General features: G+C 65.0%; 12 protein-coding genes. 7 read left to right on the plus strand and 5 right to left on the minus strand.

Features of this window, described 5'->3' with window-relative positions:
- Window positions 1-16: 16 nt before the first annotated feature.
- The 4 genes from ACNAOU_RS19800 to ACNAOU_RS19815 form a co-directional block, all read right to left on the minus strand.
- Window positions 17-787 (minus strand): amino acid ABC transporter ATP-binding protein, encoded by a 771-nt coding sequence (locus ACNAOU_RS19800; protein ID WP_018778142.1) that lies wholly within the window; start codon window positions 785-787, stop codon window positions 17-19.
- Window positions 788-810: 23 nt separating this feature from the next.
- Window positions 811-1,584, minus strand: coding sequence for a hypothetical protein (locus tag ACNAOU_RS19805; RefSeq protein ID WP_416429637.1), 774 nt, complete (start codon window positions 1,582-1,584; stop codon window positions 811-813).
- The gene (locus ACNAOU_RS19810) at window positions 1,577-2,080 is read right to left on the minus strand and encodes a RidA family protein (protein WP_144027654.1); all 504 of its coding nucleotides are present in this window, start codon (window positions 2,078-2,080) and stop codon (window positions 1,577-1,579) included. The genes ACNAOU_RS19805 and ACNAOU_RS19810 overlap by 8 nt, the downstream gene beginning before the upstream one ends.
- Window positions 2,081-2,229: 149 nt before the next feature.
- Complete coding sequence (locus ACNAOU_RS19815) at window positions 2,230-3,147, minus strand: LysR family transcriptional regulator (protein WP_039243135.1); 918 nt, start codon at window positions 3,145-3,147, stop codon at window positions 2,230-2,232.
- A 131-nt stretch (window positions 3,148-3,278) separates the two neighbouring features.
- Here ACNAOU_RS19815 and ACNAOU_RS19820 point away from each other — a divergent pair, with 131 nt between their 5' ends.
- Entirely contained in the window at window positions 3,279-4,550 is a 1,272-nt protein-coding gene (locus tag ACNAOU_RS19820) for an amidohydrolase (RefSeq protein WP_079581968.1), read from the plus strand.
- A 7-nt stretch (window positions 4,551-4,557) separates the two neighbouring features.
- On the plus strand, window positions 4,558-5,541 hold the full coding sequence (locus ACNAOU_RS19825; protein WP_275776568.1) for a LysR family transcriptional regulator: 984 nt from the start codon (window positions 4,558-4,560) through the stop codon (window positions 5,539-5,541).
- Between the two features lie 16 nt (window positions 5,542-5,557).
- Here the strand turns inward: ACNAOU_RS19825 and ACNAOU_RS19830 are convergent, their stop codons facing one another.
- Window positions 5,558-6,574, minus strand: a complete 1,017-nt coding sequence (locus ACNAOU_RS19830; protein ID WP_018778136.1) for a LacI family DNA-binding transcriptional regulator — start codon at window positions 6,572-6,574, stop codon at window positions 5,558-5,560.
- Window positions 6,575-6,698: 124 nt separating this feature from the next.
- On the opposite strand from ACNAOU_RS19830, the gene ACNAOU_RS19835 reads away from it, so the two are divergent.
- The 5 genes from ACNAOU_RS19835 (at window position 6,699) to panD (ending at window position 12,443) form a co-directional block, all read left to right on the plus strand.
- Window positions 6,699-7,100 carry an L-rhamnose mutarotase gene (locus tag ACNAOU_RS19835; RefSeq protein ID WP_210077536.1) on the plus strand — a complete coding sequence of 134 codons (402 nt, stop codon included), beginning with the start codon at window positions 6,699-6,701 and terminating at the stop codon, window positions 7,098-7,100.
- Entirely contained in the window at window positions 7,097-8,263 is a 1,167-nt protein-coding gene (gene rhaI / locus ACNAOU_RS19840; protein WP_422757572.1) for an L-rhamnose isomerase, read from the plus strand. The genes ACNAOU_RS19835 and rhaI overlap by 4 nt, the downstream gene beginning before the upstream one ends.
- A gap of 2 nt (window positions 8,264-8,265) precedes the next feature.
- Window positions 8,266-10,305 carry a bifunctional aldolase/short-chain dehydrogenase gene (locus tag ACNAOU_RS19845; protein WP_422757573.1) on the plus strand — a complete coding sequence of 680 codons (2,040 nt, stop codon included), beginning with the start codon at window positions 8,266-8,268 and terminating at the stop codon, window positions 10,303-10,305.
- Between the two features lie 8 nt (window positions 10,306-10,313).
- A complete protein-coding gene (locus ACNAOU_RS19850) occupies window positions 10,314-11,822 on the plus strand; it encodes a rhamnulokinase (protein WP_422757574.1) in 1,509 nt (502 codons plus the stop codon).
- Between the two features lie 189 nt (window positions 11,823-12,011).
- Window positions 12,012-12,443, plus strand: coding sequence for an aspartate 1-decarboxylase (panD, locus tag ACNAOU_RS19855; protein WP_026267226.1), 432 nt, complete (start codon window positions 12,012-12,014; stop codon window positions 12,441-12,443).
- Window positions 12,444-12,577 lie beyond the last annotated feature (134 nt).

Raw genomic sequence — 12,577 nt, forward strand, 5'->3', positions numbered from 1 at the left:
TGCCAAGGCCTCCACCTCAGCGCTCCAGGACGGCGCGGAGGAACTTCCGCGTTCGGTCCATGGTGGGGGCCGTGAAGACGACGGCGGGATCGCCTTCCTCGAGGATGGCGCCTTCGGCCATGACCACCACCCTGTCGGAGACATCCTTGGCGAACTGCATCTCGTGGGTGACCACCACCATGGTCATCCCTTCGGCAGCAAGCTCACGCATGACGGCAAGGACTTCGAGCCCCACCTCGGGGTCCAGTGCCGACGTGGGCTCGTCGAAGAGCATCACCCGGGGGTCCAGGGCCAATGCCCGTGCAATGGCGATCCGCTGCTGCTGTCCGCCCGAGCACCGGCTGGGATACTGCCGGGCTTTGTCCGCGAGCCCCACCCGCTCAAGCAGTGCCAGCGAGCGCGCGTCGGCGTCCTTGGTGTTGCGGCCGAGGACGCGTTCCTGTGGAAGCGAGATGTTCCGCAGCACGGTCATGTGCGGGAACAGGTTGAACGACTGGAACACCATGCCCACATTGCGGCGCAGGCGGACCAGGTCCTTGTGGCTGATCTGGTGTCCGGCGTCCACGTGGTTTCCTTCCACCGTGATCCTGCCGCTGTCCGGAACCTCCAGCAGGTTGATGCATCGCAGCAGCGTGCTCTTGCCGGCTCCGCTGGGTCCGATGATGGCGATCACCTCGCCCTCCCGCACGGACAGTGACACGTCGTTGATCACCGTATGGTCCCCATACCGCTTGGTGACGGACTCAAGCGATATGGCGATCGGGTCCTGCCGGGTGGCTTCTTGCATGACTGACTCGTTCCTGACTTGTGTCATCGGCTCAAAGCCGGGCCGACAGGCGCCGGAGCCTCGCCGACGTCGAAACCCTTGCCAAGGGCGTTCAGCGCGAAGGAGGCAATATCGAGGATGGGCACACTGGTGTATTTGCGGATTTCCTGGCGGAATTCGGGCAGCAGGGTGCATTCAAGGACCAGCACGCCGATGTTCTCCAAGCGCCCTCCCGGCCCGAACTCCCGCTTCACTACGGACGCAACGCCTTCCTTGAGCATCTCCTGGTCCCAGCCATTGCCCAGTGCGTGGTCGTTGGTCAGCATGGTTGCCCAGCCCGGTTCGCTTTCCATGCCGGCAATGACAATCTGTGGGGACAACGCGTGGTCGGCCAGCAACTTGGCGGCCAGAGTTTCCGAGACAGTCAGCACACCGATGTCTTTGCTGCTGAGCACCGAGGCGATGGGCAGCAGGTCCAGGCCGCTGGTGATCACGTTGGCCGTCCGGCGCGTGTCCTTGCGGGCGTAGAAGAAGAAGCCGCAGTCGGTGATGACCAGCGGACAGTGGGCCAGCTTTTCGCTGGCGGCCCAAAAAGCGTCGATGGCTTCCGGCTCTCCGGCAACCAAGGGCTCAACCCGGGCTCCGCGCGCCACGGCGTAGGCCACGGGGAGGCCCTGCCAGCTGGTGGGATTCTCGAAGAAACCCACGGGGTTGTTGCTGATGCCTGGCGCATCCGGGGTGAGGCATTCGATGTAGTCCACGGGGTAGGAATCGAGGTCGCACAGGATGACGCCAAGTTGGGGCTTGATGTCAGGCATTGGGTGACTCCCCCGCAACCGGAACGTCGAGCGTTGCCTGGGTGCCGTCGTCGAACGCTTCCACGCGGGTGGCGGCACTGCCGACAATGGCGACGGCGTTGACCTCCACGCGGATGCCGGGCAGGTTCAGTTCCTCGCCGATGAGGATGCCCGTTGCCGTGGGGCCGGGGGCCGGGAAGTAGCTGAAACGGATGTCGTAGGTCCGCTGCCATTCTTCGTAGCTGAGCTCGCCGGCGTAGAAGGTATTGAACTGGACGACGTCGCCCATGGTGCCGCCGAGGCTTTCGATGACCCGCTTCAGGGACTCCATGACGTTCTTGCACTGGGCAACGATGTCGCCGGGGTTGTTGACGTTTCCGTCCGCGTCGAGGTCTTCCTGGCCGCCCACGTAAATCATGTCACCCACGCGGATGCCGTGGCTGTGGTTGATCTTGAAGTGGCCCGGCACCTGCCAGTGTCCGGGAACCTCTGCGAAGCGTCGTTCGAGGGTGGTCATTTTTTCGTTCTCCTTTGTGGTGATCGTCACTGATCACTTCAAGCATGGAACGAAAAACAGGGGTCGGGACGGCCCGCAGAACGACGTTTGCTGGCGCTGGCCCAAGAGATTCTTGGACTGCCGTCCAGGGCCCGACGGCGGTACGCGGCTCAGGCGGCTGCGGCACCCAGGAGGCTGTGGATTTCGTCCAGGACAGCCTTGACGATGGGCCGCCTGGCATCACTGCTGCGCGTCACTGTCAGGACGCGCCTTTGGATGTGCGGCTTGTCGAACGCATGGATTCCCACGGGCGCCACAGTGCTGTCCACGGAGAGCGGAGGGAGCAGGGAGATGCCCCGGCCCCGGGAAATGGACTCCACCAGCAGCAGCAGATCGTCCACTACCCAGCGGATGTTGGGCTCGAAGCCCTCATTCCGGCAGGCGTAGCGGACTGCCTGGCCGCATGCTCCCGCGTCCGGGGTCAGCACCCAGGCCTCATTCCTGAGGTCCGACAACTTGAGCCTGGGCGGGACCTCGTAGTCCGGCGGCGTGACCAGTACCAGCGGCTCGCTGAGCACTTCCCTGGTGACCAGATAGTCCGGAAATGCCATGGGCACGTTGTCGTAGAGGTCGACAATCGCGATGTCCAGGGCGCCGTTCAGCAACTGCTCGATGCTGTCGACCGGTTCAACCACGTTGACGGTCAGTTCGACGTCGGGAACGGTCACCTCGAGTTTCTCGGCGACCGGCAGGAGCACTGTCCGGGCGAGGGAGGGAATGGAACCGATGCGGACTCTGCCCGAAAGATCGCCGCTGAGCTGGTCCATTTCGGCGCGGGTTGCTTCCAGAAGGCGAACCACGGCCCGGGCGTGCTCCACCAGGATTTCGCCGGCACCGGTCAGCCCGACGCCCCGCGATGAACGGTCGAGGAGCTGGACCCCGGTTTCCCGTTCGAGAATGCTGATCTGCTGCGAAACGGCCGAAGACGTAATGCCCAGGACACGTGCCGCACCGGCCAGGGACCCTTGCCGGGCCACCTCGTTGAGAAGGCGCAGCCGGGGCACGTCCGGAAGAGGTTTTTCGGTCATGAAACATTCTTGCACGATTAGCTATTCTTAAGGCAGATCTGGATGTATCTTAAGTTAAACCACGAGCCGCCGAGTGGACGACGACGTCCGCAGCAGGCCCCCATCCCCTGAAAGGACGCCACGTGGACATCATGGAGACGTACCCGTCCAAACTCACGCTTACCGGCATACTCGGCGCCCCCGAATCCGTTGCACGAAGCATCACCAACACCATCGAGGACCTTGGCACGGACCTTCGCGAGCTCAGCCACGGAATCCACGGCATCGCAGAGGTGGGCTTCGAAGAGCGCCTCTCGGTCGCTTTCGCCGCCGAATTCCTCAGGTATCGGGGCTATCCCGTACAGGTGGGCCGATACGGCCTCCGCACCTCACTTCGGGCCGAGGCGGGATCCGGATCCCCGAAAGTGGCTGTCCTGGCCGAATACGATGCCCTTCCCGGCGTTGGCCATGGCTGCGGACACAACGTCATCTGCGCTGCCGCTGTCGGAGCGTTCCTCGGAGTTGCCGCCCAGGTGGAAAAGCTCGGCGGCTCAGTGGTGCTCCTCGGCACGCCTGCCGAAGAAAACGGAAACGGCAAGGAACTCATGGCCCGGGCGGGCGCCTTCGACGACATTGACGCGGTGGTGATGCTGCACCCGTTCACCGGCGAGTACGAGGTCGCCTCGTTTGCCTCCCTGGCGGTCCGCGACGTGGAGGTCACCTTCCATGGCGTTGCGGCCCACGCTTCGTCGGCTCCGCACATGGGCCGCAATGCCCTCGATGCCGTCGTGGCCGCCTACCAAGGCATCGCAGCACTCAGGCAACACATCCCCGCCACGGACCGCCTCCACTGCATCATCACGGAGGGCGGATCAGCGGTGAACGTCGTCCCCCACCTGGCGGGCGCCGTCGTCGAAATCCGCTCCCTGGACCCGGCCGGGCTTGTGGACATTTCGCGGAAAGTGCAGGACATCCTGGAGGGCGCAGCACAGATGACCGGCACGCGGCTGGAGACCACCTGGGACCCGTTCCCCGCCTACCTCCCCGTCCGCAGCAATGACGCCTTGGCCGCGCGCTACCACGGGCACATGGCTGCGCGCGGCCGGGCCATCACCCTTGAGACCGAACTGGTGGGCGGCGGCTGGTCCACCGACCTGGGGAACCTGAGCCTGCGGATCCCCTCGATCCATCCCACGGTGAGCATTTCCCGCGAAACTGCGGTCATGCACACGGTGGAGTTCGGCCAGCATTCCATCAGCCCCGCCGGTGATGCGGCCGTCGTGGACGGCGCAGTGGGGCTGGCGCTGACTGCGGCCGACTATCTGGCCGACGCGCGGCTCCGGGAGCAGGTCCGCCTGGACTTCGAAGCGGCCGGCGGCGCCGTGGACGTGGAGCGGCTGCTCACGCCGCCTGCAGGGAAGTAGCACGGCCATGCTGAATCCCGTCCATTTGCGCACCCTCACTGTGGTGCTCAGAACAGGCTCCTTCGCTGACGCCGCGCGCGAGATCGGCTACACCGGGTCAGCCGTTTCGCAGCAGGTGGCGGCTTTGGAACGCGCAGTGCAGGCACCCTTGGTGGAGCGTGACGCCCAAAGCATCCGACCCACCGAGGCGGCAAAGTTCCTGGCAGCCCGGGCACATGACATCATCAACGCCCTGGGCAACCTGGAAGACGACATGAAGGGTTTCAGCAAGGGCGACTACGGCCTCATGCGCCTGGGCAGCTTCAGCACAGCAAGCCAACGGCTCCTCCCCGACGGCCTGGCCTCGTACCTGCGCAGGCATCCCAACTCCAGCGTGGACCTGGAAGAGGGCGGTCCCGCCGAGCTCGCGGGCATGGTCCGGGACTCCACGCTCGATGTCGCCGTGGTGTTCCATTACGACCTCGTCCCCCAGCAATGGCCGTCGAACGTGGCGGCAACACCACTCCTTGCGGAGGAACTGCTGCTTCTGCTCCCTGAGTCCCATCGCCTGGCCGGCGCGGAGAACATCACCCTGCAGGACCTTGAGCGGGAACTTTGGGTCTCGACAAAAGAGGACTCATCCGGCGACGCCTGCCTCAGGCACCTGTGCGCAAGCGGCGGATTCACACCGCGCATTCCGGTGCGCAGCAACAACTACGACGCCCTCCGCGGCATGGTCCGCTCCGGGCTGGGCATAGCGCTGGTTCCGGCCATGGACCACGTACCCACGGACCGGATCGTGGCGACGGGCATCTCCGGCTGTACGGCCCGGCGCCACATCTCAGCACTCAGGCAGAAGTCGCAGGCCGGCGTTTCCATCACGAGTTTCCTGCAGTGCCTGGGCCGTGCTGCGGACAAGCTGGCCGCGTCCCATAGCGGCATCGTCCGTCAGACGAAGCAGCCCGACGCGGTGGCGCCGATGGGCTACCTTGCCGGGCTCCGCGCGTCGTAATCCTGCCAGCTGAACCCTAGTTGGGCGAGCCGGCCGTACTCTGGCGCACTACGAGCTCAGGGGTGAACACGACGGCGCGATGCTTGGTTCCACCGTTTTCCTGCTCTTCGGCGAGGAGCTCGATCGCTGTCCGCCCCAGGGCTTCGGTGGGCTGTCGGATGGAGGACAAAGGAACGACGGCGGAAATGGCGAAATCGATGTCGTCGTACCCGATCAGGGCAATGTCATCCGGGATGCGGACGGTGCGGAGCATGGTCAACGACTGCATGACGCCGAGGGCCAGGAGATCGTTGGAGCAGAAGACGGCCTCGGGCCTGCCAGCGGGATCGCGCTCCACCAACGCGTTTCCCACTTGCCGGCCGGCCAGGACAGTTTGCCCCGCGGAGTCGAGTACCTCCATGGTCGCCTCCGGGACTTCCGCCACAGCACGCTGCGCGCCCTCAAGCCTGCTGGATACCTGGCGGATGGAGGGGCTTCCAACGAAGGCCAGACGACGGCGACCCAGGTCCAGCAAGTGCCGGGCCGCGAGATAGCCGCCTTCCTGGTCGTCCACGGAGACTGAGCTGCAGCGTTCCGTGTCGGCGAGCTGATCCACCAGGACCGTGGGGACTCCGCGCTCCCTGAGGGTATCGATCCGCGCTTCGACGTCCCCGACAGGTGACAGGAGCAGGCCCTGGACACGCTGCTCCTGGAAGAGATCCATGTAATGCGCTTCGCGGGTAGCGTCCTGGCCACTGTCGCCCACCAGCACCACGCTGCCCAGCGCGGTTGCGGCATCTTCGGCGGCACGGGCCACGGAAGAGAAGAAGGGGTTTCCGACGTCGAGGACGATAAGCCCGATGGTCCGGCTTTGACCGGCGCGGAGTTGGCGGGCGGCGTCGTTGCGCACGAAGCCAAGTTCGGCGATGGATTTGAGGACTCGTTCTTTGGTCTTTTGGGAAACCCTGTCCGGATAATTCAGCACATTGGAGACAGTTCCCACGGCAACTTGTGCGTGGTTGGCGACGTCCTTGATGCTCGCTGTTTGGGACATGCTTTCCGTTCTCGCTGGTCGAAAATCAAGGACGCTGGAAACGCCTTGACACCCCCTGCTTGCCGAGGGTAATTTGAATCGTAACAAATGAAACGATTCAAAGACGAGTAACCCGGAGAACCGCATGAGGGTATGTTTCCGCTCTTCCGTCCAAGCGGAACTGATGGACGAATACAAGCGCCGCCACGCCGCCGTCTGGCCTGAGATGTTGACGGCCTTGAAGGACGCAGGGTGGAACAACTACTCGCTGTTCCTGGCACCCGACGGTCAATTGATCGGTTACCTGGAATGCGAAGACTACGCGGCAGCACAGGCCCGTATGGCCCTCACGGACGTCAATAACCGCTGGCAAGCGGAAATGGCCGCCCTGTTCGCGAACAGCAACCTCCCTCCGGACCAGGGTTTCGAAGTCATCGAAGAAGTTTTCAACCTTGAAGACCAACTGGCCGACGCCGGCAACGTCACAAACGGGGCCACGCCAGTACATACAGACACCACCATCGGACACCAGAAGGAACAATCATGAACACCACAGAATCGGCCCTGGGCCGCCTGGGAGAACTGGCCATTGAAGTGCCGTCCTGGGCTTACGGCAATTCCGGGACCCGGTTCAAGGTCTTCGGCACCCCGGGCACGCCGCGCACCGTGCAGGAAAAGATCGCCGACGCCGCGAAGGTCCACGAGCTCACCGGCCTGGCCCCCACCGTGGCGCTGCACATTCCGTGGGACAAGGTTGACGACTACGCTGCCCTGCGCGGGTACGCCGAGGGCCTCGGGGTGGGGCTGGACACCATCAACTCCAACACGTTCCAGGATGACGAGTACAAGTTCGGCTCCCTGACCTCGTCCAACGAGTCCGTCCGCCGCCGCGCGATTGACCACCATCTGGAGTGCATCGAGATCATGCACGCCACGGGTTCGCGCGATCTGAAGATCTGGCTCGCCGATGGCACCAACTACCCGGGCCAGGACGATATCCGCGGCCGCCAGGACCGCCTGGCTGAGTCCCTCCAGGAAATCTACGCGGGCCTGGGCGATGAGCAGCGCCTGGTCCTTGAGTACAAGTTCTTCGAGCCGGCTTTCTATCACACCGATGTTCCGGACTGGGGCACGTCCTACGCGCAGACCCTTGCCCTGGGCGAGAAGGCCTTTGTCTGCCTGGACACCGGCCACCACGCCCCGGGCACCAACATCGAGTTCATCGTGATGCAGCTCCTTCGCCTGGGCAAGCTGGGTTCCTTCGACTTCAACTCCCGCTTCTACGCCGATGACGACCTGATTGTGGGCGCGGCGGATCCGTTCCAGCTGTTCCGTATCATGCACGAGGTCATTCGTGGCGGCGGTTTCGGAAAAGAATCCGGCGTCGCCCTGATGTTGGACCAGTGCCACAACCTGGAAGAGAAGATCCCGGGCCAGATCCGCTCGGTGCTGAACGTCCAGGAAATGACGGCCCGCGCCCTGCTGGTGGACACCGCCGCACTCAGCGAAGCCCAGCGCGCCGGGGACGTCCTGGCGGCAAACGGCATCTTCAACGATGCCTTCTACACCGATGTCCGCCCGGTCCTGGCCGAGTGGCGCGAATCCCGCGGCCTGCCCGCCGACCCAATGGCCGCTTACAAGGCCAGCGGATACCAGAAGAAGATCAACGAGGACCGCGCAGGCGGCCAGCAAGCCGGATGGGGCGCCTAAGCATGACTACCAACACCACTGTTGAAGAACTGATTTCCCGTTCCAACCGCCTCGGCGCGGACAAGCGGAACACCAACTTCGCCGGGGGCAACACCTCCGCCAAGGGCACAGAGAAGGACCCCGTCACGGGTCAGGACGTAGAGCTTCTTTGGGTCAAGGGCTCCGGCGGCGACCTCGGCACCCTGAAAGCGGAGAACCTCGCAGTACTCCGGCTGGACCGGCTGCAGGCACTGAAGTCCGTTTACCCCGGCGTCGAGCGCGAAGACGAAATGGTGGCCGCCTTCGATTACTGCCTCCACGGCAAGGGCGGCGCGGCGCCGTCGATCGATACGGCCATGCACGGCCTGGTGGACGCCGCCCACGTTGACCACCTTCACCCGGACTCGGGCATCGCGATCGCAACCGCCGTTGACGGCGAAGCCCTGACCTCCAAGGTCTTTGGCGACAAGGTGGTGTGGGTGCCGTGGCGTCGTCCCGGTTTCCAGCTGGGCCTGGACATTGCCGCGATCAAGGAAGCCAACCCGCAGGCCATCGGCACCATCCTGGGCGGCCACGGCATCACCGCCTGGGGTGCCACCAGCGAAGAGGCCGAGGCCAACTCGTTGTGGATCATCGACCAGGCAGAGAACTACATCAAGGACAACGGCAAGGCCGAGCCCTTCGGTGCCCCGCTCCTCGGCTACGGCGCCCTCCCCGAAGCTGAGCGCAGGGCCAAGGCTGCGGCCCTCGCTCCGGTGATCCGCGGCCTGGCCTCCACTGACAAACCGCAGCTGGGGCACTTCAGCGATGACGCCGTCGTGCTTGAATTCCTTGCCTCGGAAGAGCACCCGCGCCTGGGCGCGCTGGGCACGTCCTGCCCGGACCACTTCCTGCGCACCAAGGTCAAGCCGCTGGTGCTGGACCTGCCGGCCGATGCCTCGATCGAAAACTCCGTGGCGCGGCTCAAGGAACTGCACGCCGCCTACCGCGAGGACTACCAGGCTTACTACGACCGGCACGCTGACGCTGATTCACCGGCGCTCCGTGGCGCGGACCCGGCGATCGTGTTGGTCCCGGGCGTGGGTATGTTCTCCTTCGGCAAGGACAAGCAGACCGCACGCGTCGCCGGCGAGTTCTACATCAACGCCATCAACGTGATGCGCGGCGCCGAGGCCATCTCCACCTACGCCCCGATCGAGGAATCCGAGAAATTCCGCATCGAGTACTGGGCCCTGGAGGAAGCCAAGCTCGCCAGGATGCCCAAGCCCAAGTCCCACGCCACCCGCATCGCGCTGGTGACCGGTGCGGCGTCGGGTATCGGCAAGGCGATCGCCACCCGTCTGGCGTCCGACGGCGCGTGCGTGGTGATTGCCGACCTGAACCTTGAGAACGCGCAAAAGGTCGCCGAGGAACTGGGCGGTCCGGACGTCGCCATCGGCGTCCAGGCCGACGTGACCGACGAAGCCCAGATCGCCGCCGCGATTCAGGAGGCCGTGCTCGCGTTCGGCGGCCTGGACCTGGTGGTCAACAACGCCGGCCTTTCCATTTCCAAGCCGCTGCTGGAAACCACCGAGAAGGACTGGGACCTCCAGCACAACGTCATGGCCAAGGGCTCGTTCCTGGTGTCCAAGGCCGCGGCAAAGGTCATGATCGACCAAGGCATGGGCGGGGACATCATCTACATCTCCTCCAAGAACTCCGTGTTCGCCGGCCCGAACAACATCGCGTACTCCGCCACCAAGGCAGACCAAGCCCACCAGGTCCGCCTGCTCGCCGCCGAACTGGGCGATCACGGTATCCGCGTCAACGGCATCAACCCCGACGGCGTGGTCCGCGGCTCCGGCATCTTCGCCGGCGGCTGGGGCGCAAAGCGAGCAGCCGTGTACGGCGTGGACGAGCAGGAACTGGGCAAGTACTACGCCCAACGCACGCTCCTCAAGCGCGAAGTCCTGCCCGAACACGTCGCCAACGCCGCGTCCGTGCTCACCAGCAACGAGCTCTCCCACACCACCGGCCTGCACATTCCCGTGGACGCCGGCGTGGCAGCAGCCTTCCTCCGCTAGGAGCACCAGTGACCACCGGAACCACCACGGACACCGCCCCGGCACACGCCGGGGCGGTGTCCTCACCGCAGACAGACCAGGTTTTCGCAGCCATCGACATCGGCGCTTCCTCCGGCCGCGTCATGCTGGGCCGCGTCTCCCCCGCTACAGGAGTCTCCCTTGAGACGATCCACCGCTTCCCCAACGGAGTCATAGAGCTCGACGGCGGCCTCCGCTGGGATTTCGACGCCCTCTTCGCTGAGGTGCTCAAAGGCCTGACGGCCGCCGCCGCGACTGCCCGGGGTAACAGCGAGCGCATTGTGAGCATCGGCATCGACACCTGGGCCGTTGACTACGGCTTGGTGAACAAAGCCGGCGAACTGACCGCGCAGCCCTACAGCTACCGCGACGAACGCAGCCGGGCCGCTGTGGAGCGCGTCCATGCGGCCGTTTCCCCGGAAAAGCTCTATGCCGCCACGGGATTGCAGTACTTGCAGTTCAACACCCTGTATCAACTGGCCGCGGAGCCGAACCTTGAAGGGCTGCAAGCTCTCCTGATCCCCGATCTGATTGCTTTCCTGCTGACGGGTGAGCGCCGGACGGAAGCCACCAATGCCTCCACCACCGGGCTCTTCGACGCCGTCGCCGGAGAGTGGGCCACGGAATTCCTGGACGCCCTCCGCCTGCCCCGCAACGTCTTCCCGCCGCTGATCCAACCCGGCGAAACGGTGGGAACGCTCTTGCCGGAGATCCTTGACCGGACGGGCCTTCCGGCGGACACGAAAGTGGTGGCCGTCGGTTCGCACGACACCGCATCCGCCGTCGCCGCAGTTCCCGCTGCGGACCAGGATTTCGCCTACATCTCCTCGGGCACGTGGTCCTTGGTAGGCGTCGAGCTTCCCCGGCCGGTCCTCAACGAAACCAGCCGGAAAGCCAACTTCACCAACGAACGCGGCGTGGACGGCACCATCCGGTACCTCCGCAACGTCGGTGGCCTGTGGCTGCTCAGCGAATGCCAAAGGGCATGGGCCGCCGAGGGCCACACGCAAGCGCTCACCGCCTTGCTGGATTCCGCGGCGGCACTGCCTGCCGGTGGGCCCCGGATCAACGCCGACGACCCCCGCTTCACGGCACCGGACAACATGCCGGACCGGATCCGCGCAGCCGTGCGCAACACCGGTGCGGTACTCCCGGACCGGCCTGCCGCCGTCGTGCGTTGCATCATGGAAAGCCTCGCTGCCGGTTACGCCCGCACGCTGGCCGACGCAGAGCGGCTCACGGGGCGAAGCACCAGCGTGGTGCACATTGTGGGCGGCGGCTCGCAGAACCGGCTCCTGTGCCGGCTCACTGCTGACGCAACGGGCAAACAGGTGGTCGCGGGGCCGGTCGAAGCAACAGCGCTGGGCAATGTGCTGGTGCAGGCGAGGGCCGCAGGCTTGGTCAAGGGTGGCTTGGCTGAGCTGCGCGTACTCGTGGCCGCAGGGACGGAACTGCTGCGATACGAGCCGGCCGGCGCCTTGCAGTCCAGCCGGTCCTGACCCTCTTTGAACCGGATGCGGCCGCGGATCAACCAAGTGAGGTTGATCCGCGGCCATCCTGCATTTGAACAAGGTCAGGAAGCAACAGGCCCCCGGTCTCGTGCTTGTGAATCTCCCACTCCACGGCAGGCTCCCGAGTCTGGTACGTCACAGCGCCGGGTGAGGGTCCCGCGCTAAACTGGTCCCACTATGATCCGCACAATGTTCAAGTCCAAGATCCACCGTGCAACGGTGACCCATGCCGACCTCCACTACGTCGGTTCGGTCACTGTCGACCTGGACCTGCTGGATGCGGCCGACATCCTTCCCGGCGAACTCGTGTCCATTGTTGACGTCACCAACGGCGCCCGGCTGGAGACTTACACCATCGCCGGCGAGCGCGGGTCCGGCGTGATCGGCATCAACGGCGCGGCCGCGCACATGGTCCACGTCGGCGATACCGTCATCCTCATCACCTATGCGGAAATGACCACGGAAGAGGCCCGGGCCTACGAACCCAGGGTGGTCCATGTCGGCAAGGACAACAAGATCCTGCAGCTTGGCAACGACCCCGCCGAGGGCCACACCCCCGGGCTCATGCGCCCGCCGCACGCGCTCAGCAACGCAGCCCACCTCAGCTAGGTTCCCACAGCAACGCCCGACGCCGGCACTCACCAGGGTGCCGGCGTCGGGCGCGTTCAGGGTCCAAATATCGGGACGGTCGCCTGAAAACGCTTACTCACGCGGCTGTTCTGGCTAGGCTGTAGTTCGTGATC

The organism is Paenarthrobacter sp. C1, assembly GCF_049315185.1.
Lineage (GTDB): Bacteria > Actinomycetota > Actinomycetes > Actinomycetales > Micrococcaceae > Arthrobacter > Arthrobacter nicotinovorans.

What these genes read in the sequence shown, in the direction of transcription:
- ACNAOU_RS19825 (WP_275776568.1), top strand. Translation starts at nt 4,558, where the DNA reads ATGCTGAATCCCGTCCATTTGCGCACCCTCACTGTGGTGCTCAGAACA.
- ACNAOU_RS19835 (WP_210077536.1), top strand. Translation starts at nt 6,699, where the DNA reads ATGAGGGTATGTTTCCGCTCTTCCGTCCAAGCGGAACTGATGGACGAA.
- ACNAOU_RS19815 (WP_039243135.1), bottom strand. Translation starts at nt 3,147, where the DNA reads ATGACCGAAAAACCTCTTCCGGACGTGCCCCGGCTGCGCCTTCTCAAC.
- ACNAOU_RS19800 (WP_018778142.1), bottom strand. Translation starts at nt 787, where the DNA reads ATGCAAGAAGCCACCCGGCAGGACCCGATCGCCATATCGCTTGAGTCC.
- ACNAOU_RS19820 (WP_079581968.1), top strand. Translation starts at nt 3,279, where the DNA reads ATGGAGACGTACCCGTCCAAACTCACGCTTACCGGCATACTCGGCGCC.
- ACNAOU_RS19845 (WP_422757573.1), top strand. Translation starts at nt 8,266, where the DNA reads ATGACTACCAACACCACTGTTGAAGAACTGATTTCCCGTTCCAACCGC.
- ACNAOU_RS19805 (WP_416429637.1), bottom strand. Translation starts at nt 1,584, where the DNA reads ATGCCTGACATCAAGCCCCAACTTGGCGTCATCCTGTGCGACCTCGAT.
- ACNAOU_RS19810 (WP_144027654.1), bottom strand. Translation starts at nt 2,080, where the DNA reads ATGACCACCCTCGAACGACGCTTCGCAGAGGTTCCCGGACACTGGCAG.
- ACNAOU_RS19830 (WP_018778136.1), bottom strand. Translation starts at nt 6,574, where the DNA reads ATGTCCCAAACAGCGAGCATCAAGGACGTCGCCAACCACGCACAAGTT.
- panD (WP_026267226.1), top strand. Translation starts at nt 12,012, where the DNA reads ATGATCCGCACAATGTTCAAGTCCAAGATCCACCGTGCAACGGTGACC.
- rhaI (WP_422757572.1), top strand. Translation starts at nt 7,097, where the DNA reads ATGAACACCACAGAATCGGCCCTGGGCCGCCTGGGAGAACTGGCCATT.